Consider the following 26,558-nt stretch of genomic DNA (forward strand, 5'->3'; position numbering starts at 1 on the left):
CAGTAGAATGAGGCGATTTTATAAATAAGGAATAACTATGGCAAGAGAATTTAAACGTAGCGATCGCGTCGCTCAAGAAATACAAAAAGAAATAGCAGTCATTTTACAACGCGAAGTGAAAGATCCCCGTATTGGGATGGTAACCGTTTCTGATGTGGAAGTGTCGAGTGATTTATCTTACGCAAAAATCTTCGTGACTTTTTTATTCGATCACGATGAAACGGCAATTGAGCAAGGCATGAAAGGCTTAGAAAAAGCATCGCCTTATATTCGCTCATTACTAGGCAAAGCGATGCGTTTACGTATCGTGCCAGAGATTCGCTTTATTTACGATCAATCTTTAGTGGAAGGGATGCGGATGTCAAATCTTGTGACAAATGTTGTGCGTGAAGATGAGAAAAAACACGTTGAGGAAAGCAACTAATGTCTAGACCTCGTAAACGCTGGCGTGATGTTGATGGGGTGTTTTTGTTGGATAAGCCACAAGGCATGTCATCAAATGACATCATGCAAAAGGTGAAGCGTTTATTTCAAGCGAACAAAGCCGGGCATACTGGCGCACTCGATCCGTTGGCTACGGGAATGTTGCCGATTTGTTTGGGTGAAGCAACTAAGTTTTCACAATTTTTGCTTGATGCAGATAAGCGTTATCTTGTTACGGCAAAATTAGGCGAACGTACCGATACTTCCGATGCGGAAGGGCAAGTCGTGGAAATGCGTGAAGTTCATGTTGAAACTCAGCAAATTTTGACCGCACTTGAACAATTTCGTGGTGATATTTTGCAAGTGCCAACCATGTTTTCTGCACTAAAACATAACGGTAAACCGCTTTATGAATATGCTCGACAAGGTATTACAGTTGAGCGTGAGGCACGTCCAATTACGATTTTTGAACTTAATTTTATTGAATATAATGCGCCTTATTTAACCTTAGAAGTGCATTGTTCAAAAGGTACTTATATTCGCACCTTAGTAGATGATTTGGGTGAAGTGCTAGGTTGTGGCGCGCATGTGACAATGTTACGCCGTACAGCCGTAGCGGATTATCCTGTAGCAGAAATGATGCCAATCGATGAGCTACAAGTGCTCGCTGAAAGTTTCCCATTAAGTGAATTAGATCGTCTATTACTGCCAACCGATACCGCAGTAAGTAAATTGCCCGCTTTGTATTTAGATGCAGAGCAGAGTAAAGCCATTGGTTTTGGTCAGCGAGTGAAATTTGCTAACGATCAGCAATTAACTGGCCAAGTGCGGTTATTTTCAGTGGAGAATTTATTCTTAGGCGTGGCATTGATCGATGGAAATATTATTCGCCCACAACGGTTAATTACGCAATCCGCATAACTTCATTGCCTTTCCTATAAAATTCTAGTAATCTCATCTGTAATTAATTTTTTACAATATATGTAAATTAAATTTTGCAGGTGAGTTTTATGGAAGCCCTTAAGGATTTACGTTCTGAAATTGATTCGCTTGATCGCGAACTTATCCAACTTTTTGCTAAACGTCTTGAGTTGGTTTCTCAAGTCGGTGAAGTTAAACATCAACATGGATTACCTATTTATGCGCCTGAGCGTGAAATAGCAATGCTCCAAGCGCGTCGTTTAGAAGCTGAAAAAGCAGGCATTTCAGCCGATTTGATTGAAGATGTTCTACGCCGTTTTATGCGCGAATCCTATGCCAATGAAAACCAATTTGGCTTTAAAACCATCAATCTTGATATTCACAAAATTGTTATCGTGGGTGGCTATGGTAAATTAGGTGGCTTATTTGCCCGTTATTTACGTGCATCTGGTTACCCAATTTCTATCTTGGATCGCGAAGATTGGGCGGTAGCTGAAAGTATTTTAGCGAATGCTGATGTCGTGCTCGTGTCTGTCCCTATTAATCTCACCTTAGAAACAATTGAACGCTTAAAACCTTATTTAACGGAAAACATGCTACTTGCAGATTTAACCTCTGTTAAGCGTGAACCGCTAGCGAAAATGCTTGAAGTTCATTCTGGTGCTGTTTTAGGTTTACATCCAATGTTTGGTGCAGACATTGCAAGTATGGCAAAACAAGTGGTTGTGCGTTGTGATGGACGTTTTCCTGAACGTTACGAATGGTTACTTGAGCAAATTCAAATTTGGGGCGCAAAGATTTATCAAATAGATGCCACAGAACACGATCACAATATGACTTATATACAAGCCTTGCGCCATTTTTCAACTTTCGCGAATGGTTTACACCTTTCCAAACAGCCTGTTAATCTTGCTAATTTATTGGCGCTTTCTTCTCCTATTTATCGCTTAGAACTTGCGATGATTGGTCGTTTATTTGCGCAAGATGCAGAGCTTTACGCCGATATTATTATGGATAAGCCAGAAAATTTAGTGGTAATCGAAACGCTAAAAAAAACTTACGAAGAAGCTTTAACTTTCTTTGAAAATAATGATCGTCAAGGTTTTATTGATGCTTTCCATAAGGTGCGTGACTGGTTTGGCGATTATTCAGAACAATTCTTAAGAGAAAGCCGTCAGCTATTGCAGCAGGCAAATGATTTGAAGCAAGGGTAGTAAAATGCGGTGAAATCTCACCGCAGTTTTCTGTTTATTTAAAGGAAATTTCGTTAGCTGTATTAGCGTATAATATTTTTTGTCTTAAAGCAGCTACTTGTATAACAGCAGGAATAGTGACTCGATATGCTGGGCCAGCAATATCAAACGCAGTCCATAATCCAGTAATAACCCATCCAATAGGGCCACTTAATACAGCAAAAGCTTTTGTTATTGCAGCATTTCCAGCAAAAGATAACCCTTTTCCAATTAATGCTTTTAAAACTGCATTTGCGACAATGACAGTTAATTGGTAAGATTTGAACCCACCAGCTTTAAAAATAGCTTGGAATGAACCGAGTAAAACTTGTTTAGTGATGTTTATATGTTGGATTCCGATTCCTTCAGCAAGTTGTTTTATTTCATCAGGAGACATTCTTTCCAATGCATCCTCCAATACTTTTGATAGAAGTGCATTTTCTATTCTCTCAACAGGAGAATTTTTGTTGTAATTAACTTTCATTTTATCGCATACATCGCAGAGTACTTTTTTATAAAGCACTCCTTTACCACCACACAACATAGTTACGAAAGTATTTCCACCAAAACATTGAATTTCTGCGGCAATTTCCTCCCAATATAGACTATGAAAAGGATAATGCGTTTTATATGCATTACTTAATGTTAATTCCTCAGTTAGTCTTTTACTACCATCTTTATCGTGTGTTAGACAATACACAAGATCATTAAGATCTTCATCTGTACATTTAGATAAAAATTCAAGATCTGAATCATATCTATAAGCCATAATTATTTTCCTTATATAATTAATGATGTTTTTAATAGTCAAATCCTATATTATGTAAATATAAAAGTCAATTATAGTTATCTTTTATTCGTTTTTAGTTTGTTGTTGTTTGTTGCCGAATTTTACAAACTAAAAAAATGAATAATGTAAAACAATCAGCACATAAACAGCGTTATATTTTTGCTAAAAATATGAGAAAGGTTCGTCGCTGGAAAGATATATCTCAAGAAACATTGGCTTTAACAGCAGGTGTTAGTAGAACGTATATCGGAGAAGTTGAAAGAGGCGAGAGAGCTGTATCAATAGATATAATGGGTAAAATAGCAGATACGCTAGAAATTGAACTATTTGAATTATTAAAAGAAGAATTTGATAAAAATTTCTTATAGTTATGAATTTAATGGCGAGGTATCCCTCACCATTAGGAGATTTTTATATTTACTGTCTCGCTAATCTTAAATTTTCAGGTAAATTCTCAAAATTAGAGCGGAATGGATTAATGTCTAATCCGCCACGACGAGTATAGCGCGCGTAAACAGTGAGTTTTTCTGGTTTTGCGTAGTGCATTAAATCGCAGAAAATGCGCTCGACACATTGTTCGTGAAATTCATTGTGTTGACGGAACGATACAACGTAACGCAATAATTTTTCGTGATTGATTTTTTTACCAATATAGTGAATCTGTAACGTTCCCCAGTCTGGTTGATTGGTAATGAGGCAGTTAGATTTCAATAAATGGGTGACTAATTTTTCTTCGACAATTTCATCCGATACGCAATCTTTCAGCCAATCAGCGTTAAATTCGTAGCTACTAATTTCAATATCTTGTTCATCAATGCAATCGCCTTGTAAATGCTCAATTTTTTGAGCATCATAAACTGCCACTGGATTTAACCGCACTTTTACATCGCCTTGTGCACATTCGCTTAAATCGCGTTGCATAGTTTGTTGAACGGTGTTGAAGTCGGCAAATTTGCTTTGGTTAAAGCTATTTAAATAAAGTTTAAAACTTTTTGATTCAATCAAATTTTGGCTTTGATAATCCAGATAAATGTCTGCGATAGCCACTTGTGGCAAGCCTTTTTCGTTGAGCCAAGAGATTTCATAAGCCGTCCAAATATCGGCGCCGATAGTAAATGGTTGGTTTTGAGTAATTCCCAACCCATCGCGATTTAACGCGCGTGGCACAGGCTGTAATAAAGTGCGGTCATATTGAGAGGCGTATTCTGTTTTTTGACCGAGTTTTAAGGATTTTAAGCTGTTGTCTTGGTAATTCATTTATTTTTCCTTTATATGTTAAACAATAATTTGCCTTCCCCTGCTTGCGGGGGAAGGTGGCGCGAAGCGTCGGAAGGGGGCTAAGACTTTATCATTCCAACAGAGAGTTGAGCCATAGACTTAAATTACAAAAAATTCCACGATAGATTCGAAACTAATCGACAGGTATCGCATTTAAAATGAAAGGTATCAAAAATCGCGTATTTTAACGCCCAATTTGCACCACAAGAAGGGCAGCAACGGGATTTTTCAGATTCTAAAGATTGTCCACCTACACGATATAAATAATAGTAAGTCGGTATGCCCGTTTCTTTTTCTATTTCTTGAGCTAAATATCGTCCGTGTTTTGAAAGCGTGCTTTGATGCTCAGAAATTTCTGCCAAAGATTGTTGTTCTAATACAGAACCATTCATTTGTAGTTGATCACAGGCTTGCCAATTTTCTTGCCATTTAATCAGATCTTGGCTTAAGTGCGGTTGATTTTTCAACTGTTTATACAACGGAATTGGTGCGAAATTTTCTCCGCTATGAATCGGCGAGCAGCTTTGTAAATGAGTTGTGTAAAGCACTTGCCAAGCTGGCGATGCATTTTCTGCAGTTTGATCTGAATTGAAATCATCGCCCACAAGTTGAAAACCATCAAAAATTACACCGCACTTTTCGGCTTCTTGTAATGCTCGATTCACTTCTACGTTATTATTTTGCGGGAAAAGACTATCTTGCTCAGGACAAATGACACGCATAGCAAAGCCTTGTGCACTATCTTCCTCCGCTAAATATAAAGGAATTTCACGTCCGATAATTTGCCCGTTATACCGCCATTGATCGATTACTGCATTAAGTAAACGACTTTGTGATTCAATATTATTTTCAAGGGCAGTCAGGCGAAAATAGGTTTCGATTAAATACATAAATTTTTTAATTGCTGTCCGATTTGGTTTAAGCCGTTTAAACGTGTTTCGCTTAAACGTTGTGAAATGCCGAGTTCGCTAAAAAATACAGTAATATCAAATGTATTCAATTCATCCGCTGTTTTACCATTGATTTGATTGAGTAAAATCCAAAGCAAGCCATTCATAATTCTGGCTTCGCTAAATCCGTTGAATTGAAAAGTGCGGTTATTTTTAGGAATAATTTGAAACCACATTTGTGCTTCGCAGCCAGTAATGGGTTGCATTTGAGCAAGTTCATCATCGCTTGGGCGAGATAAATTTTTGCCAGCTTGAATAATCAGGCGATAGCGATCTTCCCAATTTTTAGCTTGTTTTAATTGTTCTCTCATTGTAATAAATCCAGTGCTTTATCTAAGGCGGTAAAAAATGCCTCTACATCTTCCTGCGTATTATAAGGCGCAAAAGAAAGGCGTAATGTGGTGCGTTCGCCTAAGCGTGCTAAATAAGGCTGGGCACAATGTTCGCCCACACGGAGCGCAATATTTTGTTCGCTCAAAAGTGTAGAAAGATCGGAACAGTCAATGCCGTCAAATACAAAGCAAACAACGGTGCTTGGTTGAGGGGAATTGAATAATCGGCAATTTTCGTAAGATTTTAACCGCACTTTGACGGATTCAGCCAAAGATATAGCGTACTGTTCTGCTGCGGTAAAATCCCATTTTTGTAGCCAATCCAATATGGCATTAAAGCCAATAACCCCAGCTATATTGGGTGTGCCAGCTTCTAAACGATAAGGCAATTCGGCAAAAGTAATACGATCATTTGATACACGATCAACCATTTTTCCGCCAAAAAAGAGCGGTTGAAGTTGAGAAAGTGCGGTTAATTTTCCTGTTAAAACGCCAAGCCCATTTGGGCCATAAATTTTATGGGCAGAAAATGCGAGAAAATCGGCATCTAAATCTTGTAAATCGATTTTAATATGACTAATCGCTTGTGCAGCGTCCACTAAAACCAACGCATGACTATGTTTTCTAATAAGTTGAATTAGTCGTTTAATCGGCTGTTCTGTGCCAGTGACATTTGAAACAAAATTTAGTGCAACCAGTTTTGTTTTTTCAGAAAGGGCAGAAATAAGCGCATTTTCATCAATTAGCCAATTATCTAAAATCGGTAAAACTCGAATTTTTGCACCGCACTTTTTCGCCGTTTCATGCCAAGTGACAAAATTAGCATGATGATCTGCTTGGCTAATCAGAACTTCATCTTCTGCATTTAATTGCGGTAGCAATCCATTTGCCACTAAGTTAATCGCGTGAGTTGTACCTGAAGTCCAAATAACAGCGCATTTATCTTCTGCATTAACCCATTCTTTAACCTGTGTGCGAGCCTGCTCATATTGCACCGTTTGCACAGCATCATATTGGCTACGATGCACCGAACCTGCAGACGCATAAAATTCGGCGGTGCGATCAATTAACACTTGAGGTTTCAACGTGGTGGCGGCGTTATCTAAATAAACAACCGCATCTTCACGTTGGAAATAGGGAAATTCTTGACGGAAAGTTTGATAATCAAAAGCCATATTGATTTTTCTCCTGTCTGCGCCATTGACTTGGTTCAATCGGATTATTGTCCGCCCAAAGACCAATTCCTTTGGCTTGTGCATTTTCTTGCGCTTGAAGATAAATCGGATCATGGGAATATTGCTTATAAGCCCATGCCATACCTTGTTTAACCATTTCTAAATTAATATTTTTATCTTGATAATAAACAATCGCCAATGTGCGTTGATAGCGATCTTGACCTTTTAAAGAAAGATGCACATCACGAAGATAGACCATATCAGACAACGCTTTTTTAGATTTTTGTCCAAAAGCTTGTTTTTTCTCTGGTGCATCAATTTCGGCTAGTCGTACTTTGATTTGTCGATTATTTTTAGCAAGACAGGTAAGCGTATCGCCATCACTAATTTTAACCACACGACACGTATTTTTTTCGCGAGAACAAGCAGAAAGAGCGGTGAAAATGAGTAATAAACTCGTCGATAGTATTTTTTGATTTATCATTTTGCAAGGTTCTTGATCTAAGTCTGGTTATTTTACCGAAAAAAACTGGTCAATTCAGAAAAAAAAAGCGTAAAATAATTTTGAAACATTATGAAAAAAGTTGAAAAAAAAGGTTGTATATGATTCAAAAATCATTTTTATTGGCCCGTTCGTTGGTCATTTTGTACATTATGTTATATCTCGGAAATCTCATCGCTCATTATGTGCCAGCCGGCGTACCTGGAAGTATTTGGGGATTGTTATTGCTCTTTTTAGGTTTAACGACACGATTAATTCATTTAGATTGGATTTATTTAGGCGCGAGCTTATTGATTCGTTTTATGGCGGTGCTTTTTGTGCCGGTAAGTGTTGGAATCATTAAATATTCAGATTTATTAATAGAACAAGTGAATATTTTACTGATTCCTAATGTTGTCAGCACTTGCGTAACTTTGGTCGTCATGGGTTTGTTAGGGAATCATTTATTCCATTTACAATCTTTTACACACAAGCGTAAAAAAGTGATTAAACGCCGTGAGAATCAAGCCAAACAAATGAATGAATCAGCTTAATATAGTGGGAAAATTTTATATGCAGCAGTACATTATTTATCTTTATACATTTTTGACAATTTTCGGATTTTGGCTCGCACTGCAAATTAGCAAACGTTGGAAATCAATGATTTTTAATACTTTTATTTTAACGGTATTAATTTTGGTTGTGATTTTAGTGATAGGCAAGATTCCTTATGATGATTATATGGCAGGAAATGCGCCTATTAATAATCTACTTGGCTTGAGTATCGTCGCTCTTGCATTACCTCTTTATGAACAACTTCGCCAAATTGCCAAACAATGGAAGATTATTTTATCTATTGTGGTGATCGCGTCTTTTTTCTCGATGCTAAGCGGAGCGGTCTTAGCGCTCATACTTGGTGCATCGCCTGAAATGGTGGCGACGGTATTACCAAAATCAATCACCACACCAATCGCGATGGAAGTTTCGCATAATCTAGGGGGAATCCCTGCCGTCACGGCAGTTGGCGTCGTTGTTGCAGGTTTGCAAGGCTCTGTATTTGGTTATTTAGTGTTGAAAAAATTACGCGTTAAACATCAAGAAGCGATTGGATTATCTGTCGGAGCGGTATCCCACGCACTTGGCACAGTAAGCTGTATGGAAACTAATCCAACAGCAGGCAGTTACAGTTCTATTTCTCTCGTGCTTTGTGGGATTATTAGCTCTATTCTCGCGCCATTTGTATTTAAGCTCATTTATTTCTTTGTTTAAATATCAATAAAAATTAAACCGCACTTTATTCATTCTAGATTTTGTTTGTTCCTGATAAAGTGCGGTTGTTTTTTGCGCTAAATGATTAGATAATGCAGAAAAACGAAATAAAACAAAGCGATATGAAACCACTTATCATTGATTCTTCTTGGACAGAACGTTTTCTCCCCGATCCTCCACGCGAAAAAGATAATCGCCCACCATTTCGTCGTGATCGTGGGCGGATTCTACATTCTGCCGCTTTTCGTTGCTTGCAAGCGAAAACTCAAATTCACGCAATTGGCGAAAATGATTTTTATCGCACTCGCTTAACTCACTCTTTGGAAGTCGCCCAGATTGGCAGTAGTCTCGTTGCACAGCTTAAATTTTTAGAAACCTTTGAAAGCCTTTCGCAAACATTAAATATTGATAAAAACGAGTTGCAAAAACAATTAAAACCTTTATTGCCAAGTAATGATCTTATTGAGAGTTTGTGTTTTGCTCATGATATTGGGCATCCGCCTTTTGGGCATGGTGGCGAAACGGCATTAAATTATATGATGGCAGAGCAGGGCGGTTTTGAAGGCAATGCACAAACCTTTAGAATTTTAACAAAACTTGAGCCTTATACTGAAAATGCAGGGATGAATCTAACGCGTCGAACTCTATTGGGTGTAGTGAAATATCCCGCGTTGTTAGATGTGGCCTCACCTCAGTATTCAGAATTTAATTTTTCTCGCAACATTGATCCTCGCTTTGTGCGTATTCACGATTGGATTCCAGGAAAAGGCATTTTCCGCGATGATTTAAAAATGTTTAATTGGTTGCTGGAAAATCTTTCTGAAAATGACCGCACTTTATTCTGTCAATTTAAAAAAGTGCGGGAAAATCCAGCTGAATCTTTACATACTCGGTTTAAATCGCTGGATTGCAGCATTATGGAATTGGCGGATGATATTGCCTATGGCGTGCATGATTTAGAAGATGCCATTGTGACTGGCGTGGTAAATCCTCATCAATGGCAAGCGGCTCATTCTGCATTAAAACAAATTCCGTCAGCTTGGTTGCATGAAAATATTGATTCAATTAGCCAACGACTTTTCTCTGATAAACATTTTGAACGCAAACAAGCTATTGGCGCATTGGTGAACTTTTTTATTACCAATGTGCGGTGGAAATTAACGGCAAATTTTGATGAACCGTTGTTACGTTATAACGCAGAGTTGCCACCAGAAGTGATTGTTGCACTTGGTGTATTTAAAAAATTCGTTTGGGATTATGTTATTCGTAATGTGGATACTCAACGAATCGAATATAAAGGGCAGAGAATGTTGACAGAAATGTTCCAGATTTTTGAATCTGATCCGGAGCGTTTATTACCGCGAAATACTGCAAATCGTTGGCGTAATGCACCAGAAGAAGGGAAAAAACGGATTATTTGCGATTATATTGCAGGCATGTCAGATGCACACGCACTGCGGGTATATCAACAACTTTGATTTAAGAGAGAATCCCATCGAATTGATGGGATTTTTTATGCAAACCGTATAGAATAGTGCGGTTAATTTTCACTGAATTTTTATGGGGCAGTTGTGGCATTAATTAGTTTAACCAATGGATATCTTTCCTTTAGCGATGCACCTTTGTTAGATCACGCAGAACTACATATTGAACCGAATGAACGTGTTTGTTTAGTTGGGCGTAACGGCGCAGGTAAATCAACTTTATTGAAAATCATCGCAGGCGATGTGCTCATGGATGATGGCAAAATCCAATACGAAAAAGATCTTGTGGTTTCTCGTTTAGAACAAGACCCACCGCGTAATGCGCAAGGCAATATTTTTGATTATGTCGCGGAAGGTGTAGGGCATTTAACGGATTTATTGAAAGAATATCATCATATTTCTGTTCAATTGGAAGAAAATTACAGTGATCAAATTTTAAGTCAATTAGAGCAAGTTCAGGCTAAATTAGAACACGATGATGGCTGGCGATTTGAAAATAAAATCAATGAAGTGTTGTTAAAACTAGGCTTGAATCCAAACACAAAATTATCCGCACTTTCGGGCGGTTGGTTGCGTAAAGCAGCATTAGCACGCGCATTAGTGTGCGATCCTGATGTGTTATTACTTGATGAACCAACTAACCACTTGGATGTGGAAGCTATTGAATGGTTGGAAAATTTCTTATTGGATTTCCAAGGTAGCATTGTATTTATTTCCCATGACCGTTCTTTTATTCGAAAAATGGCAACACGCATTGTGGATTTAGATCGCGGTCAATTGGTGTCTTATCCTGGCAATTACGATTTATATTTAACAACAAAAGAAGAAAATCTACGCGTTGAAGCCTTGCAGAATGAATTATTTGATAAACGCCTTGCACAGGAAGAAGTCTGGATTCGCCAAGGTATCAAGGCTCGTCGAATAAGAAATGAAGGGCGAGTGCGAGCATTAAAAGCGATGCGTGAGGAACGCCGCCAACGCCGTGACGTAATGGGAACAGCCAAATTACAGTTAGATACCTCAAGTCGTTCAGGCAAAATTGTCTTTGAAATGGAAAACGTGAGCTATGAAATCGCAGGAAAAACCTTGTTAAAAGATTTTTCAACAACGATTTTACGTGGAGACAAAATTGCGCTTGTTGGGCCAAATGGCTGTGGAAAAACCACGTTCATTAAATTATTGTTGGGTGAAATTCAGCCAACATCAGGAAAAATTCGTTGTGGTACCAAATTAGATATTGCTTATTTTGACCAATATCGTGCTGATTTAGATCCCGAAAAAACCGTAATGGATAATGTGGCAGATGGTAAACAAGATATTGAAATCAATGGTGTAAAACGCCACGTGCTAGGGTATTTGCAAGATTTCTTATTCCCGCCAAAACGAGCAATGACACCAGTTAAAGCCTTATCGGGGGGAGAGCGAAATCGTTTATTGCTCGCCAAATTGCTGCTTAAACCAAATAATTTATTGATTCTTGACGAACCGACCAATGATCTTGATGTAGAAACATTAGAGCTTTTAGAAGAAATTTTGACTGATTATCAAGGCACATTGTTAATTGTGAGCCACGACCGTCAATTTATCGATAATACTGCCACAGAATGTTATTTATTCGAAGGTGAAGGGCGTTTGAATAAGTATGTGGGTGGATTCTTTGATGCTAAACAGCAACAAGCCAATTTCTGGGCAAGCAAAGCAGTGGAAGAACAGGCTAAAGCGAAGAAAACTGAATCACTAAAAGAAGAAAATTCGGTAAAAAGTGACCGCACTTCTAAGCCGAAATCCGTAAAACTTTCTTATAAAGAACAACGTGAGTTAGAACAGCTGCCACAACTATTGGAAGAGTTGGAAACTAAAATCACCGTACTGCAAGCTGAAATTACCGATCCAGTATTTTTCCAACAGGCTCATGATATTACCGATGCTAAATTAAAAGCATTGGCGGATACTGAAGCCGAATTAGAAACAGCATTTTTACGCTGGGAAGAATTAGAAGAAAAGAAAAATTTGTCTGACGGTAAAGCTTAAAAAATAACGCCCGAAAGGGCGTTTTTTTTATGTATTTTCAAAATGATCTTTTTTCAAAATATTTTCTTCATCAAGTATTGATAAACGAGCGATAGCGTTTCGATAGGAAATTTCAAGGGTTTCTCTGCTGGTTGCCATTACGCCTTGATCCACTAAAAATCCATCATTTACGTCATATACCCAGCCGTGCAATGAGAGTTTTTGTCCGCGTTCCCAAGCACTTTTCACAATGGACGTGCGACCTAGATTGTAAACCTGTTCCGCTACGTTAATTTTCGTCAGCATATCGGCACGTTTTTCTGGAGAAAGTTTACCGAGAAGATGACCGTGTTTAAACCAAATATCACGAATATGAAGAAGCCAGTTGTTGATAAGCCCTAAATCTTTATCTGCCATCGCCGCATGAATACCACCACAGTTGGTGTGTCCACAGATAATAATATGTTCAATTTTAAGTACATCGACGGCATATTGCACAACAGAAAGGCAATTAAAATCTGTGTGAATTACTTGGTTAGCAACATTACGATGAACAAATAATTCACCTGGTTCAAGATTCGTCAATTTCTCAGCAGGTACACGGCTATCAGAGCAACCAATCCAAAGGTAATGTGGTGTTTGATGATCTGCAAGTTCTTTGAAGTAAGTTGAATTTTCTTCCTTCATTCTTTGCGCCCAACTGTAATTGTTGGCAAAGAGTTGTTTAATTTTATCCATTTTGCTTTCCTTAAAATTTTTAAAAAATTAACCGCACTTTAGCGTAAGTGCGGTCAATATTAAAGTTAAATTGAATTAGAAATTCGCATTTCTTGGCGCGCGTGGGAATGGAATTACATCACGAATATTTTGCACGCCAGTTACATAGACGATTAAGCGTTCAAAACCAAGACCAAAACCAGAATGTGGAACGCTACCGTATTTACGAAGATCGCGATACCACCAATAATCATCTGGATTTAATCCCATTTCTTCCATACGTTTATCAAGCACGTCTAAACGTTCTTCACGTTGTGAACCACCGATGATTTCACCAATTCCTGGAGCTAACACGTCCATTGCTGCCACTGTTTTTCCATCATCATTTAAACGCATATAGAATGCTTTAATGTCTTTTGGATAGTTTTTCACCACAACTGGTGATTTGAAATATTCTTCCGCTAAGAAACGTTCGTGTTCAGAAGAAAGATCGATACCCCAAGAAACAGGGAATTCAAATTTCTTACCAGATTTTAATAACACATCAATGGCATCAGTATAGTCAATTTGCGCAAAATCTGAGTTTACAAAGTTTTCTAGACGCGTAATAACATCTTTATCTACATGTTTTTCAAAGAATTGTAAGTCGTCTTTGCGCTCTGCTAATACTGCACGGAATACGTATTTCAACATATCTTCTGCAAGTTTTGCGTTATCCGCTAACGTTGCAAATGCAACTTCAGGTTCAACCATCCAGAATTCAGCTAAGTGACGGGTAGTATTCGAGTTTTCTGCACGGAATGTTGGGCCGAAAGTATAAATTTTGCTTAATGCACAAGCATAGGTTTCGCCGTTTAACTGACCTGAAACCGTTAAAAATGATTCTTTACCGAAGAAATCTTGGCTGAAATCCACTTTTCCATTTTCACCACGTGGAAGATTTTCTAAATCAAGTGTAGAAACACGGAACATTTCACCCGCGCCTTCAGTATCTGATGCAGTAATTAATGGGGTTGCCACCCAGTAGAAACCTTGCTCATGGAAGAAACGGTGAATTGCTTGAGATAAGCAATGGCGAACACGTGCGACTGCACCAATAATATTGGTACGAGGGCGTAAGTGAGCCACTTCGCGTAAATATTCAATGGAGTGGCGTTTTGCGGCCATTGGGTAAGTATCTGGATCTTCAACAAACCCTGTCACTTCTACTTTTTCTGCTTGTAATTCAACGGCTTGTCCTTCTGCAGGTGATTCAACGACTTTACCCGTTACAATCACAGAACAGCCTGTTGTTAAACGTAAAATTTCGCTTTCGTAATTTTCAATATCGTTATTAATAATTGCTTGAATTGGATTAAAGCAAGAACCGTCATAAACCGCTAAGAAAGATAAACCTGCTTTAGAATCGCGACGGGTACGTACCCAACCACGCACAGTGACGGTTTCACCAATCGCCACTTTTCCTTGTAATACATCAACAATTGATGCCACTTTAGACATATTAAACCTCTGTAACTGAATGTAATTCACATAAAATTGCCGATAGTTTACCTTAATGAAGGAAATTTTCCATAAAAATATAGTGTTGGTGCGGGTTATGAACAATAAAATCGCCTTAAAAATGAGCCCTAAATAAAATAGGGTAAAGCCTTATTAATATTGAATATACGCGATTTTATGCTAAAATCTCGGGCCAAAATCATTATGGCTAATAATAGGAAAAAATATGAAAGTTTTAGAAGGCTCGGTCGCAGCACCTAATGCAAAAGTTGCAGTAGCAATTGCTCGTTTTAACAGTTTTATTAATGAAAGTTTATTAGAAGGTACAATTGATGCATTAAAACGTATCGGCCAAGTGAAAGATGAAAATATCACTATTGTGCGTGCTCCGGGTGCGTATGAGTTGCCATTAGTTGCTCGTCGTTTAGCTGAAAGTAAAAAATTTGATGCGATTGTGGCATTAGGTACAGTTATCCGCGGTGGTACTGCGCACTTTGAATATGTAGCAGGGGAAGCAAGCAGTGGTTTAGGAAAAGTTGCAATGGATGCTGAAATCCCGGTCGCTTTTGGTGTATTAACCACAGAAAATATTGAACAGGCGATTGAACGTGCTGGTACTAAAGCAGGAAATAAAGGTGCAGAAGCAGCCTTAACCGCACTTGAAATGGTTAATCTTATTCAACAAATTGATGCGGCATAAATCATGACAGAACAAAAACAAGTTAAAAAGCCTTCTGCTCGTCGTCGTGCGCGTGAATGTACCGTTCAAGCCTTGTATTCTTGGGCGGTATCTGGCAATACTGCAGAACAAGTGGAATTATCCTTTGTGTTAGATCAAGATATGGATGGCGTAGATAAACCTTACTTCCGTAAATTATTTCGTCAAACAGTAGAAAATATTGAAACCGTTGATTTTTCAATTTCGCCTTATATTGACCGCGCTTTTGATGAGCTTGATCCTATTGAAACTGCAATTTTGCGTTTGGCCGTTTATGAATTGCGCTTCGAGTTAGATGTACCATATAAAGTGGTTATCAATGAAGCGATTGAAGTGGCAAAAGTATTCGGTGCAGACGAAAGCCATAAATATATCAATGGCGTACTTGATAAAATCGCACCAGCATTAGGGCGTAAATAATCCTTTTAAACTGAAAATGGCGCGCGTTTTTAACGCGTGCCTTTTCTTTTATAAGATAGGTGAAAAATGGCAATGGGTGAATTTGATTTAATTAAACGATATTTTCAGCAACAAATATTAGTTGATGATTCCGTTCAATTATCTATTGGCGACGATTGTGCGCTGGTTTCCGTGCCAGAGAATTATCAGCTTGCCATTACGACGGATACAATGGTGGAAAATACGCATTTTTTACCAACTATTTCACCTGAAGATTTAGCTTATAAGACCATTGCAACAAATTTAAGTGATCTTGCTGCAATGGGGGCTCGGCCCAAATGGGTTTCACTGGCATTAACTTTGCCAAATGTAGATGAAAATTGGATTTCAACATTTAGCCAAAGTTTATTACACACGTTAAAACAATACAACGTCACATTAATTGGTGGCGATACTACAAAAGGCAATTTATCTATTACCATTACGGCACAAGGTTTTGTCGAAAAAGGTAAAGGGATTTGTAGGCATAAAGCACAAATAGGCGATTTAATTTATGTTTCAGGCACTTTAGGCGATAGTGCGGCTGGTTTAACACAAATTTTATCGGGCAAAAGTGCGGTTGATTCTGATGATGTTTTTTTGCAACAACGACATCTTAGACCTACGCCTAGAATTGAACTTGGGCGGGCGTTAATTGGCATCGCTCATGCAGCCATTGATCTTTCCGATGGGTTAATTTCTGATTTAGGGCATATTCTTGAGCGAAGCCAATGTAGTGCTGAAGTTGAACTTACTGCATTACCTCTTTCATCATCGATTTTAAATAAATATGATCGCACTCAAGCGGAACAATTTGCCTTAAGTGGTGGCGAAGACTATGAACTTTGTTTTACCATACCGCCCGAATATAAAGATGAATTAGAATTACGCTTGAAAAAACTGAACGTGCCTTGCACTTGTATTGGTAAAATTAATGAAAAGTGCGGCGACTTTTCGCCCCGTTTTTTACGGGATGGAAAGCTTGTGAATATTACATTTTCAAGCGGTTTCGATCATTTTAAGGAATCAAAATGACAGAAAATAATCCTCTTAAAAAAATCTCTCTTTTAAATCCTATTCATTTGCTTGCCGTTGGTTTTGGCTCGGGCTTAATTCATCCTGCTCCCGGTACTTGGGGTAGCTTGGCTGGAACAATGTTAGGCGTGATTTTGCTTTCTTTGTTAGGTGTAAAAACCTTTTTGATTTTTACCGCACTTTGTTTTCTACTCGGCTGCTACCTTTGTCAAAAAACCACAGCAGATATGGGCGTGCATGATCATGGTTCTATCGTCTGGGATGAATTTGTCGGTGTATTTATTGTATTAGCGGCGATCCCATCATTATCTTGGCAATGGATTTTGGCTGCTTTTGCGTTATTCCGCTTTTTTGATATTTTAAAACCGTTCCCAATTCGTTATTTTGATGAAAAACTCGAAAGTGGTTTTGGCATTATGGTCGATGATGTATTAGCGGCAATTTATGCAGTGATTGTCATATTTGCTATTCAGTATTGGATGTTGTGATGCTGAATTTAATCATTGTGCATTTATTTGGCTTAATGACGCCTGGGCCTGATTTCTTCTATGTAAGCCGAATGGCGGCAAGTAACTCTCGTCGTAATACAGTTTGTGGCATTTTAGGTATAACGCTTGGCATCGCCTTTTGGGGAATGCTTTCTATGTTGGGATTAGCGGTGTTATTTGTCACTATCCCAGCATTACATGGCGTTATTATGTTGCTAGGCGGTAGTTACCTAGCATATATCGGTTTTTTAATGGCCCGCAGCAAAAAACACGCTCAATTTGAACCGCACGCTGATACTGAATTTAATCAACAAACCACGATTAAAAAAGAAATTATGAAAGGGCTTTTAGTGAATTTATCCAATGCAAAAGTCGTGGTGTATTTTAGTAGCGTGATGTCGCTTGTCTTGGTAAATATCACTGAAATGTGGCAAATTATATTGGCTTTTATGGTGATTGTGGTAGAAACATTTTGTTATTTTTATGTGATTTCATTGATTTTTTCACGTAATATTGCCAAGCGTTTATACAGTCAATACAGCCGCTATATTGATAATATGGCAGGCATTGTATTTTTATTTTTTGGTTGTGTGCTTGTTTATAACGGCATCAACGAAATAATTCATTAATAAAAAAGGAAGTAACATGACATTAAAAATTGCAATCGCGGGTGCTGGCGGAAGAATGGGGCGGCAATTAATTCAAGCGGTTCATTCAGCGGAAGACATAGAGCTAGGTGCGGCGTTTGAACGCAAAGGATCATCTTTGGTCGGGACGGATGCGGGAGAATTGGCAGGAATTGGACAAATTGGTGTAACAGTTTCGGGCGATCTTGAAAGCCAAAAAGATAAATTCGATTTATTAATCGATTTCACTCGACCAGAAGGCACTCTTGAACATATTGCATTTTGCGTAGCGAATAATAAAAAAATGGTGATCGGTACAACAGGTTTTGATGAAAATGGTAAAGCAGCGATTAAAGCAGCTTCAGATAAAATTTCTATTGTGTTTGCATCAAATTTCAGTGTTGGCGTGAATTTAGTCTTCAAGCTTTTAGAAAAAGCGGCAAAAGTGATGGGGGATTATTGCGACATTGAAGTGATCGAAGCACATCACCGTCATAAAGTCGATGCGCCATCTGGCACCGCACTTTCTATGGGGGAACATATCGCGAAAACCTTAGGTCGCGATTTAAAAACTCATGGGGTCTTCTGCCGTGAAGGAATCACAGGCGAACGTAAACGCGATGAAATTGGTTTTTCAACTATTCGTGCTTCGGATGTAGTAGGGGAACACACGGTTTGGTTTGCAGATATTGGCGAACGTGTAGAAATTTCCCATAAAGCATCAAGTCGTATGACTTTCGCTAATGGTGCAGTGCGTGCTGGTAAATGGTTAGAAAATAAGGCGAATGGCTTATTTGATATGACCGATGTATTAGATTTAAATAATTTATAAATCAATTTCAATGTCACTTTCTACGTGACAACAGCATAATAAAATTTCATCAGGTTGAATAAAGGCAAGGGGCGTATCTTTATAGGATACCTTGCCTTTTTTGATTTTCACACGACAAGAACCACAATAGCCACTACGGCATTGATATTCATGGTGAATATTATTTTTCTCGAGATGATCAAGTAAACTTGTTTCATTATTGAATTCTAATGTGGTTTTACTGTAGATTAGATGAATTTTCATAATAACAATGCAGTGAAATTTGCTGGGCATTATATAAGGAAAATCCATATGTTAAAAATACTGTGTTTTATAATCGCACTTTTTATTACGGCTTGTAGTTCTATTAGCAAAGAACCAGTGAAGACGGTGGATGTTTATATCAAACCTTATTATTCTGCGGAAAATGGAAAAGCAGGAAATGTATTTGTACATAAAGAAATTGATCCTATGCTACGTGAAAATACGATAAAAGGTTATGAAAGTGCGGTGAAATTTGTAGAAGAAAATCCGGCTCGTATTTCACCAATTACGATGTTCACGTTAGCCGCTCGGGCTTACGATTTTGGCTTAAGAGATGAAGCTGTTACTTGGTTTTATCGTGGGCAAAATCGCTTGATCACCGCACTTTATGTGTTGGATCTACCAAAACAAACGGTGCAGGATAATACAGGGTTCAGTCATGTTGTAGAGCAGTTTGTTAATGCTTATGCGTTTTGCAATTTTGATAAACAGAGTCTTGCAGCCGAAAATGCGGTGAAATGGACAATTACACATCCTTATGAAGTCATTTTCTTACCAGCATTACCCGCAAAATTTGCAGATCGTCAAAAAGCGTTAAAAGAAGCAGAAGAAAAATTAGTTCAACGTTTACAGGAACAAGCACGTTTTTTTGCTAATCCAAAAAATAAAGAAAAATGGCAAAAAGAGCGGTCGGAAAATTTTGTGAATGAACGATTTTGTTGGTTATAGAGCTTATGTAGAAGATCAGATCTAATCTGACAAATTATAATAAAAAGTGAGAGATTCTCACTTAGAATAGGCATGTCAAAATTAATCTAAACAAAAAAGAAATGCTTATGTACAGATTACCCCTTTACCGGCAGTCATAAGTATTTGCATTCCGTGTAAAATAGGATTAGAATTAAGTCCCTTTTAACACTAGACAAAAGAAGAAAAAATGAGACAATTTGACAAGCAAGCAAGCAAGCAAGCAAGCAAGCAAGCAAGCAAGCAAGCAAGCAAGCAAGCAAATTTTAATTAAACTTTCACCCGTTGCAATGGCTTTTCTTGCAATATCCCCCAATTATTCTTTCGCATCGCAAATCCCTCAAATTACTGAAGGTGAGCACGCGGCAATTCATAAATCAAGACAAGATAACGCAGATGATCCGCTTTTCAAGATAGAAAGTGGAAAATCAGCGGTTGTTAATGGCGCGTCTGATATAGATTTAGGCGCAAATGAGCATTTAGCCCGCTTAAATGGGGGTACGCTGGAATTAAAGGCAGAAAAAACAGCACCCGGTCGTATCAACTTTGCTGATGGTTCAGATCAAGTGATTTTCGGTGATAATAAATCCATCGTTAAAATTGAAAACTATCACTTAACTAGTGAAGAACAAGACAAAACTAAGGCTATCTTCTCAGCAACGAGTGATGAATCTCATGAGCTACACTTAAACAACGTATCTATTACATCAAAAGGTCAATTAATTGATTATAAGAATAAAGAAAAAGTAAGCGTTTTTATTAAAAACGATAAAGATCATGTCCTTGAAAGTAAAGAAGGCGGAGTGATTCGAGTTGTTAAAGGTGAAATTAATGGAGGAACCTATATAGGAGGACGTAAGACCGTGTTTCACGGAGTAGGTAAACTTGATTTTACGATTAACAATGCAAAGCTAATTTCTCCTGAAGCTCTTTCGCTTATCTTACTTACTGGTTCCGATAGTTTAACAAATGAAACGAGGGGTCGGCTTACTATTAACGATTCAGTACTAGAAAATAACTCCTCAAAAACACATCCGACTATTGTTCGGGTGAATGAATATAATACAGACATAAATATTAATCGCTCAATTATGAGAGGAAATGGTTCTGCTATTATGTCATCTTTTCTATGGACTGCAGGCACACGCAACGATACTCTTCAGAACAACACGCGGCCATCTAAAGTAACTATCAATGACTCTATTATTGATACCGAATCCCTGTTAGAGGACGAATCTAATGTTGTTGATGCAGTTCCCCTAAAAGATTTCGAAAGGGTGATTGAGCTAAACAATACTAAAATGACAGATAAAGCCAAATATATAAATCGTAGTAATTCACATCCAAAAAATTATGGATTTATCGGTAAAAATAAGAGTAAATTTTCTGGTAGTATATCTCATATTGCAAATATAATTCCGAATTTTAGTTTTCGCTTAGAATCTCACTCAGAATGGGAAGTCAAGGGGAGTATAGGACAAAATTCAGTAAAAAAAATAATCTTAAATGAGGGTAAAGTTTACTTTGCAGAAAAAGGAGCAGGATTAAAAGTTATAGATAAAGTCAGTGGCAATGGAATATTTGGGCTTTATGCAGATTTAAGCACGGATGATGTTAATCTAGCCAAAAACACCCTTACATTTCAAAAAGGCTGGGAGGGGAATTTTGAAGTTGAAATCTATGATGTGGGCGATGGCTCCTTTAAAAAAGCAAATGGCAAACAACTTATTAATATCCCTCAAAACAATGATGCCCATGCCACTTTCTATCGTCGCCACTTAAAAGGCGTTGAGGAATTAGTATTGCGTAAATGCCCAACAGGGTGGTGTACTTACGTAAAACCACGTACAGAAAGTGTGGTTTATGCGGCAAATTCAGAGGCAGCAAATAACATGTTTACTCTGCGTTTACATGACCGTCTCGGCAATGTATTTATGCAACCTAGTAAAAGCCAAGCAGTCTGGCTTCGTACAATTCGCTCAACCCATGACCAACAACTCATCGGTGGAGAAAGTACGCTTCAAGGCGCGCGGAATGGTGTGCAACTTGGTGGCAATCTCTACCACAAACAAACGCCTCACGGCAATGTGTTAGCGGGATTAATGGCAGGCTATGCCAAATATCAATCAACGGCAGTTAATCATGAAACCGATATCGTGGCAAACGGTCAAGTGAAAGGTTATAGTCTTGGTGTATATGGCACTTGGTATCAAAATAATGAAAACCACACGGGTGCTTATGTCGATAGCTGGTTAAACTACAATTGGTTTAAAAACCGTGTTTCGGGCAATAAATTCCGCGAAGAATATGGTAGCCGCGGTCTCACTGCCTCCATTGAAGCAGGTTATAATTTCTTAGTATTAGATAAAACTGCGACAAACGGTAACCAATATCGCGTTTATATTCAGCCTCAATTGCAAACGCGCTATATGGCAGTAAAAGGTCAGCATGTCGAGCAAAACGGTACGCAAATAAAACCACTCGGACAAGATAATTTACAAAGTCGGGCTGGAATTAAAGCGTATTTAGACGCTAAATTTATGAATCATATCGAAGTTGCGCCTTTTGTGGCGATAAATAGCCTCTACCAAAACAAAGGTTTTGGCGTATCAATGGACGGCGAAAAACGATTGATTGATAATAATAAGAAAGCGTTTGAGTTTGAAATGGGTGCCGATGTTAAACTGGAAGATAAGGTTAAACTTTGGGCTTCATTCGCTACGCAATCAGGCAAACATCGTGACAAAAATAAACAAGGTCAAATGGGCTTGAAATTTGAGTTTTAATCATTCGAGCTAAAAACCCGAGTAAATCGTCACAATCTTGTAATCTAAGCGGTGAAATTCACCGCTTTTTTCCATTCCTCCTTATCAGAAATCTAGGGCAAGCTCCCATTAATTCCACCTAATACTGTATTTTGAGGAAGTATGAATAGCTTTTGCTTTTTTCAATGACTTAGCAGATCCTAGAAGGTATAATCAAAAGCAAAATTTCCTCAGGGCAACATTTGCTCGGTTACTGCGATAAACCAATGATTTTTCATATTATTCTTTTACTTTTTAAGTACTTGGTATTATCATTACTCGGTTTTTTATTTTATAGAGAAAAGAGAAGCAGGGGAAACTATGCAACATCTGAACGAGCTTGTTGAGAAAGCGAAATTAGCGATTGAATCCATTCAGGATAAAAGTTTAACGGCTTTGGATGAAATCCGTGTCGAATATTTTGGTAAGAAAGGGCATTTTACTCAATTAATGCAAGAATTGCGTAATGTGTCAGCAGAAGAACGTCCGGCTATGGGTGCAAAAATTAACGAAGCAAAACAAGCTGCGTTAGAATTTTTAAATGCAAAAAAAGCGGAGTGGGAACAGGCTGAACTTAACGCAAAATTAGAAAAAGAACGTGTAGATGTCAGTTTACCTGGTCGCAAAGTTGAAACAGGTGGCTTACACCCAGTTACCATGACGATTAATCGTGTAACAAAATTTTTCTCAGAACTTGGCTTTTCAGTTGAAAATGGTCCTGAAATTGAAAGTGATTATTACAACTTCGATGCTTTAAATATTCCTAAACATCACCCCGCGCGTGCCGATCACGATACTTTTTGGTTTAATCCAGAATTATTACTTCGCACTCAAACTTCTGGCGTGCAAATTCGTACTATGGAAAAAATGCAGCCACCAATTCGCATTATGGCTCCAGGACGTGTATATCGTAATGACTACGATCAAACGCACACGCCAATGTTCCACCAAATTGAATTGCTTTATGTGGATAAAAAAGCAAATTTTACAGAATTGAAAGGCTTATTACACGATTTCTTACGCGCTTTCTTTGAAGAAGATTTACAAGTTCGTTTTCGTCCATCTTATTTCCCATTCACCGAACCTTCAGCCGAAGTGGATGTGATGGGTAAAAACGGTAAATGGTTAGAAGTGTTGGGCTGCGGTATGGTGCACCCAAATGTGTTGCGTAACGTTGGTATTGATCCAAATGAATATTCTGGTTTTGCAGTGGGAATGGGCGTTGAGCGTTTAACAATGTTACGTTATAACGTAACAGATTTACGTTCGTTCTTTGAAAATGACTTACGTTTCTTAAAACAATTTAAGTAATTTCTCGGATTTGAATTAAAAGGATAACAACAAATGAAATTTAGTGAACAGTGGGTAAGAGAATGGGTGAATCCATCCGTTTCAACCGAGCAATTATGCGAGCAAATTACCATGCTTGGCTTAGAAGTGGATGGTGTAGAAGCCGTTGCGGGTACATTTAATGGTGTCGTTGTGGGTGAAGTGGTGGAATGTGCACAACATCCAGATGCAGATAAATTACGTGTAACTAAAGTGAACGTAGGCGGTGATCGTTTATTGGATATCGTGTGTGGCGCACCAAATTGTCGTCAAGGCTTAAAAGTGGCTTGCGCAACAGAAGGTGCTGTATTACCTGGCGATTTCAAAATTAAGAAAACGAAATTACGTGGTCAACCATCAGAAGGGATGCTTTGTTCATTTTCTGAATTAGGTATTGATGTTGAAACGGATGGTATTATTGAATTGCCACTTGATGCACCAATCGGTACTGATTTACGTGAATATTTAGGTTTAAATGATAATGCCATCGAAATTAGCTTAACGCCAAACCGTGCGGATTGTTTGAGCATTGCGGGTATTGCGCGTGAAATTGGCGTGGTAAATAAACAGCCGGTAAATCAACCGCACTTTGAAGCGGTGCCAGCAACAATTTCTGATAAAGTTCAAATTGATTTACAAGCGCCAGAAGCGTGCCCACGTTATTTATTACGTGTGGTGAAAAACGTTAATGTGAAGGCGCAATCGCCAATGTGGATGCAAGAAAAATTGCGTCGTTGTGGCATTCGTTCTATTGATCCTATTGTTGATATTACTAACTATATTTTGCTTGAGCTTGGTCAGCCAATGCATGCGTTTGATGCGGCTAAAGTTGCACAACCGGTTCAAGTTCGCTTAGCGAAAGAGGGTGAAGAATTAGTATTATTAGATGGTTCAACGGCAAAACTTCAATCTAATACTTTATTAATCGCCGACCAAAATGGGCCTTTAGCAATGGCTGGGATTTTTGGTGGTGCTGCAAGTGGCGTGAATAGTGAAACGAAAGATGTGATTTTAGAATCCGCATTTTTCGCTCCATTAGCGATTGCAGGGCGAGCAAGACAATATGGTTTACATACGGATGCATCACACCGTTTTGAACGTGGTGTGGATTTTGAATTAGCCCGTAAAGCCATGGAACGAGCAACCTCATTACTGCTTGAAATCTGTGGTGGTGAAGCGGGTGAGATTTGTGAAGCAAGCAGTGAAACTCATCTTCCTAAAGTCAATACAGTTCAACTTCGCCGTAGTAAATTAGATGCACTTTTAGGTCATCATATTGAAACAGAAAGCGTAACAGAAATTTTCTATCGTCTTGGTTTCGATGTTACTTATGCAAATGATATTTGGACGGTAACTTCTGCAAGCTGGCGTTTTGATATTGAAATCGAAGAAGATTTAATTGAGGAAGTGGCGCGTATTTATGGCTATAACAGCATTCCAAACAATGTGCCATTAGCGCATCTCCGCATGCGTGAGCATAAAGAATCTGATTTAGATTTAGCTCGAATTAAGACCGCACTTGTGGATGCAGATTATCAAGAAGCCATTACTTATAGCTTTGTGGATCCAAAAATTCAAAGTTTATTACATCCACAGCAAGAAGCACTTGTATTGCCAAACCCAATTTCTGTGGAAATGTCAGCAATGCGCGTGTCTTTAATGAGTGGTTTGTTAGGTGCTGTACTTTATAACCAAAATCGCCAACAATCTCGTGTTCGTTTATTTGAAACTGGATTGCGTTTTGTGCCAGATGTCAATGCGGAATTTGGTGTGCGTCAAGAATTTGTTTTAAGTGCGGTGATTACTGGAACGGCAAAATCGGAACATTGGGCTGGTAAAGCAGAGTCTGTTGATTTCTTTGATCTTAAAGGTGATTTAGAATCAGTACTTTCTTTAACAGAAGGTGGTAATAGAGTTCGTTTTGTTGCAAAACAATTTGATGCATTACACCCTGGACAATCTGCCGCTATTGAATTAGATGGTCAAGAAATTGGTTTTATTGGTTCAATTCACCCATCTATTAGCCAAAAACTTGGCTTAAATGGCAAAACTTTTGTATTTGAAATTCTTTGGAATGCAATTGCGGCACGTAATGTGGTGCAAGCAAAAGAAATTTCTAAATTCCCAGCAAACCGTCGTGATTTAGCTTTAGTTGTCGCGGATAGAGTACCAGCAGGGGAATTAATCGCAGCCTGTAAACAAGCTGGCGGTGAAAAATTGGTGCAAGTGAATTTGTTCGATGTATATCAAGGTGTGGGCGTCTCTGAAGGCTATAAGAGTTTAGCGATTAGCTTGACTGTCCAAGATAATGAAAAAACACTTGAAGATGAAGAAATTAATGCAGTGATTTCAGCAGTATTAGCGGAGGTAAAACAACGCTTTAATGCTGAATTAAGGGATTAATATGGCTACGATAACCAAAATTGATATTATTCAATATTTAAGTGATAAATATCAGTTATCTAAACACGATACTAAAAATGTGGTGGAGAACTTTTTAGAAGAGATTCGTTCATCGCTAGAATCTGGTCATGATGTGAAATTATCAGGATTTGGTAATTTTGAACTACGAGATAAGTCATCTCGCCCAGGGCGTAACCCAAAAACAGGTGATGTTGTGCCAGTTTCTGCGCGCCGGGTGGTGACATTTAAACCAGGGCAAAAGTTACGTGCTCGTGTGGAAAAAACTAAATAGTAAGCAACAAAAAGTGCGGTGAATTTCTACCGCACTTTTCA

Annotated in this window: 28 protein-coding genes; 19 read left to right on the forward strand and 9 right to left on the reverse strand. The window is 38.3% G+C overall.

The window, feature by feature from the left end; translation table 11 throughout:
- Positions 1 to 37 precede the first annotated feature (37 nt).
- The 3 genes from rbfA (at position 38) to tyrA (ending at position 2,558) form a co-directional block, all read left to right on the forward strand.
- Entirely contained in the window at positions 38 to 424 is a 387-nt protein-coding gene (gene rbfA, locus DV428_RS06165; RefSeq protein WP_005628626.1) for a 30S ribosome-binding factor RbfA, read from the forward strand.
- Positions 424 to 1,344, forward strand: a complete 921-nt coding sequence (gene truB, locus DV428_RS06170; protein ID WP_114909066.1) for a tRNA pseudouridine(55) synthase TruB — start codon at positions 424 to 426, stop codon at positions 1,342 to 1,344. Before rbfA ends, truB begins: the two co-directional genes overlap by 1 nt.
- Positions 1,345 to 1,433: 89 nt before the next feature.
- Positions 1,434 to 2,558: a bifunctional chorismate mutase/prephenate dehydrogenase gene (tyrA, locus tag DV428_RS06175; RefSeq protein ID WP_162790788.1), complete on the forward strand. Its 1,125-nt coding sequence runs from the start codon at positions 1,434 to 1,436 to the stop codon at positions 2,556 to 2,558.
- Between the two features lie 34 nt (positions 2,559 to 2,592).
- Here the strand turns inward: tyrA and DV428_RS06180 are convergent, their stop codons facing one another.
- Entirely contained in the window at positions 2,593 to 3,345 is a 753-nt protein-coding gene (locus DV428_RS06180; RefSeq protein WP_114909067.1) for a YaaW family protein, read from the reverse strand.
- Positions 3,346 to 3,482: 137 nt separating this feature from the next.
- On the opposite strand from DV428_RS06180, the gene DV428_RS06185 reads away from it, so the two are divergent.
- Positions 3,483 to 3,734 (forward strand): helix-turn-helix domain-containing protein, encoded by a 252-nt coding sequence (locus tag DV428_RS06185; RefSeq protein ID WP_053465139.1) that lies wholly within the window; start codon positions 3,483 to 3,485, stop codon positions 3,732 to 3,734.
- 49 nt (positions 3,735 to 3,783) lie between these two features.
- On the opposite strand, the gene queF is transcribed toward DV428_RS06185, so the two are convergent.
- From queF to DV428_RS06210, 5 genes are all read right to left on the reverse strand, one after another.
- Positions 3,784 to 4,623: an NADPH-dependent 7-cyano-7-deazaguanine reductase QueF gene (gene queF, locus DV428_RS06190; RefSeq protein WP_114909068.1), complete on the reverse strand. Its 840-nt coding sequence runs from the start codon at positions 4,621 to 4,623 to the stop codon at positions 3,784 to 3,786.
- 125 nt (positions 4,624 to 4,748) lie between these two features.
- Positions 4,749 to 5,534, reverse strand: a complete 786-nt coding sequence (locus DV428_RS06195) for a Zn-ribbon-containing protein (protein WP_114909069.1) — start codon at positions 5,532 to 5,534, stop codon at positions 4,749 to 4,751.
- Entirely contained in the window at positions 5,525 to 5,905 is a 381-nt protein-coding gene (locus tag DV428_RS06200) for a SufE family protein (protein WP_114909070.1), read from the reverse strand. Before DV428_RS06200 ends, DV428_RS06195 begins: the two co-directional genes overlap by 10 nt.
- Positions 5,902 to 7,101, reverse strand: a complete 1,200-nt coding sequence (locus tag DV428_RS06205; RefSeq protein WP_114909071.1) for a cysteine desulfurase — start codon at positions 7,099 to 7,101, stop codon at positions 5,902 to 5,904. The genes DV428_RS06200 and DV428_RS06205 overlap by 4 nt, the downstream gene beginning before the upstream one ends.
- Positions 7,091 to 7,585, reverse strand: coding sequence for a thermonuclease family protein (locus DV428_RS06210; protein WP_114909072.1), 495 nt, complete (start codon positions 7,583 to 7,585; stop codon positions 7,091 to 7,093). The genes DV428_RS06205 and DV428_RS06210 overlap by 11 nt, the downstream gene beginning before the upstream one ends.
- 119 nt (positions 7,586 to 7,704) lie before the next feature.
- Here DV428_RS06210 and DV428_RS06215 point away from each other — a divergent pair, with 119 nt between their 5' ends.
- From DV428_RS06215 to DV428_RS06230, 4 genes are all read left to right on the forward strand, one after another.
- A complete protein-coding gene (locus DV428_RS06215; RefSeq protein ID WP_005628643.1) occupies positions 7,705 to 8,136 on the forward strand; it encodes a CidA/LrgA family protein in 432 nt (143 codons plus the stop codon).
- A gap of 19 nt (positions 8,137 to 8,155) precedes the next feature.
- Complete coding sequence (locus DV428_RS06220; RefSeq protein WP_005631777.1) at positions 8,156 to 8,851, forward strand: CidB/LrgB family autolysis modulator; 696 nt, start codon at positions 8,156 to 8,158, stop codon at positions 8,849 to 8,851.
- A 92-nt stretch (positions 8,852 to 8,943) separates the two neighbouring features.
- Entirely contained in the window at positions 8,944 to 10,329 is a 1,386-nt protein-coding gene (locus tag DV428_RS06225; protein WP_114909073.1) for an anti-phage deoxyguanosine triphosphatase, read from the forward strand.
- 93 nt (positions 10,330 to 10,422) lie between these two features.
- Positions 10,423 to 12,366: an ABC transporter ATP-binding protein gene (locus DV428_RS06230; protein WP_114909074.1), complete on the forward strand. Its 1,944-nt coding sequence runs from the start codon at positions 10,423 to 10,425 to the stop codon at positions 12,364 to 12,366.
- Positions 12,367 to 12,393: 27 nt separating this feature from the next.
- Here the strand turns inward: DV428_RS06230 and can are convergent, their stop codons facing one another.
- Both can and asnS read right to left on the reverse strand, forming a co-directional pair.
- Complete coding sequence (gene can, locus DV428_RS06235) at positions 12,394 to 13,083, reverse strand: carbonate dehydratase (RefSeq protein WP_114909075.1); 690 nt, start codon at positions 13,081 to 13,083, stop codon at positions 12,394 to 12,396.
- A 75-nt stretch (positions 13,084 to 13,158) separates the two neighbouring features.
- A complete protein-coding gene (asnS, locus tag DV428_RS06240; protein WP_114909076.1) occupies positions 13,159 to 14,562 on the reverse strand; it encodes an asparagine--tRNA ligase in 1,404 nt (467 codons plus the stop codon).
- 226 nt (positions 14,563 to 14,788) lie between these two features.
- Between asnS and ribH the strand changes: the two genes are divergently transcribed.
- The 6 genes from ribH (at position 14,789) to dapB (ending at position 18,699) form a co-directional block, all read left to right on the forward strand.
- Positions 14,789 to 15,262 carry a 6,7-dimethyl-8-ribityllumazine synthase gene (gene ribH, locus DV428_RS06245; RefSeq protein ID WP_114909077.1) on the forward strand — a complete coding sequence of 158 codons (474 nt, stop codon included), beginning with the start codon at positions 14,789 to 14,791 and terminating at the stop codon, positions 15,260 to 15,262.
- A 3-nt stretch (positions 15,263 to 15,265) separates the two neighbouring features.
- Positions 15,266 to 15,700: a transcription antitermination factor NusB gene (nusB, locus tag DV428_RS06250; RefSeq protein ID WP_114909078.1), complete on the forward strand. Its 435-nt coding sequence runs from the start codon at positions 15,266 to 15,268 to the stop codon at positions 15,698 to 15,700.
- A 66-nt stretch (positions 15,701 to 15,766) separates the two neighbouring features.
- Positions 15,767 to 16,753 (forward strand): thiamine-phosphate kinase, encoded by a 987-nt coding sequence (gene thiL / locus DV428_RS06255; protein WP_114909079.1) that lies wholly within the window; start codon positions 15,767 to 15,769, stop codon positions 16,751 to 16,753.
- The gene (locus DV428_RS06260; protein ID WP_114909080.1) at positions 16,750 to 17,241 is read left to right on the forward strand and encodes a phosphatidylglycerophosphatase A family protein; all 492 of its coding nucleotides are present in this window, start codon (positions 16,750 to 16,752) and stop codon (positions 17,239 to 17,241) included. Before thiL ends, DV428_RS06260 begins: the two co-directional genes overlap by 4 nt.
- Entirely contained in the window at positions 17,241 to 17,870 is a 630-nt protein-coding gene (locus tag DV428_RS06265) for a LysE family transporter (RefSeq protein WP_162790789.1), read from the forward strand. Before DV428_RS06260 ends, DV428_RS06265 begins: the two co-directional genes overlap by 1 nt.
- 16 nt (positions 17,871 to 17,886) lie before the next feature.
- Positions 17,887 to 18,699 (forward strand): 4-hydroxy-tetrahydrodipicolinate reductase, encoded by an 813-nt coding sequence (dapB, locus tag DV428_RS06270; protein WP_114909082.1) that lies wholly within the window; start codon positions 17,887 to 17,889, stop codon positions 18,697 to 18,699.
- Here the strand turns inward: dapB and yfaE are convergent.
- Positions 18,694 to 18,942, reverse strand: coding sequence for a class I ribonucleotide reductase maintenance protein YfaE (gene yfaE / locus DV428_RS06275; protein WP_044232385.1), 249 nt, complete (start codon positions 18,940 to 18,942; stop codon positions 18,694 to 18,696). The genes dapB and yfaE overlap by 6 nt on opposite strands.
- 48 nt (positions 18,943 to 18,990) lie before the next feature.
- Between yfaE and DV428_RS06280 the strand changes: the two genes are divergently transcribed.
- The 5 genes from DV428_RS06280 (at position 18,991) to DV428_RS06300 (ending at position 26,517) form a co-directional block, all read left to right on the forward strand.
- Positions 18,991 to 19,671, forward strand: coding sequence for a hypothetical protein (locus DV428_RS06280; RefSeq protein ID WP_239989695.1), 681 nt, complete (start codon positions 18,991 to 18,993; stop codon positions 19,669 to 19,671).
- 308 nt (positions 19,672 to 19,979) lie between these two features.
- Positions 19,980 to 22,475: an autotransporter outer membrane beta-barrel domain-containing protein gene (locus DV428_RS06285; protein WP_114909084.1), complete on the forward strand. Its 2,496-nt coding sequence runs from the start codon at positions 19,980 to 19,982 to the stop codon at positions 22,473 to 22,475.
- Positions 22,476 to 22,814: 339 nt separating this feature from the next.
- On the forward strand, positions 22,815 to 23,804 hold the full coding sequence (pheS, locus tag DV428_RS06290; RefSeq protein ID WP_005640625.1) for a phenylalanine--tRNA ligase subunit alpha: 990 nt from the start codon (positions 22,815 to 22,817) through the stop codon (positions 23,802 to 23,804).
- A gap of 33 nt (positions 23,805 to 23,837) precedes the next feature.
- A complete protein-coding gene (pheT, locus tag DV428_RS06295) occupies positions 23,838 to 26,225 on the forward strand; it encodes a phenylalanine--tRNA ligase subunit beta (protein WP_114909085.1) in 2,388 nt (795 codons plus the stop codon).
- A gap of 1 nt (position 26,226) precedes the next feature.
- Positions 26,227 to 26,517, forward strand: a complete 291-nt coding sequence (locus tag DV428_RS06300; protein WP_114909086.1) for an integration host factor subunit alpha — start codon at positions 26,227 to 26,229, stop codon at positions 26,515 to 26,517.
- Positions 26,518 to 26,558: the final 41 nt, after the last annotated feature.

The sequence above is a fragment of the Haemophilus haemolyticus genome (assembly GCF_003352385.1).
In the GTDB taxonomy this organism is placed as follows: Bacteria; Pseudomonadota; Gammaproteobacteria; order Enterobacterales; family Pasteurellaceae; genus Haemophilus; species Haemophilus haemolyticus_I.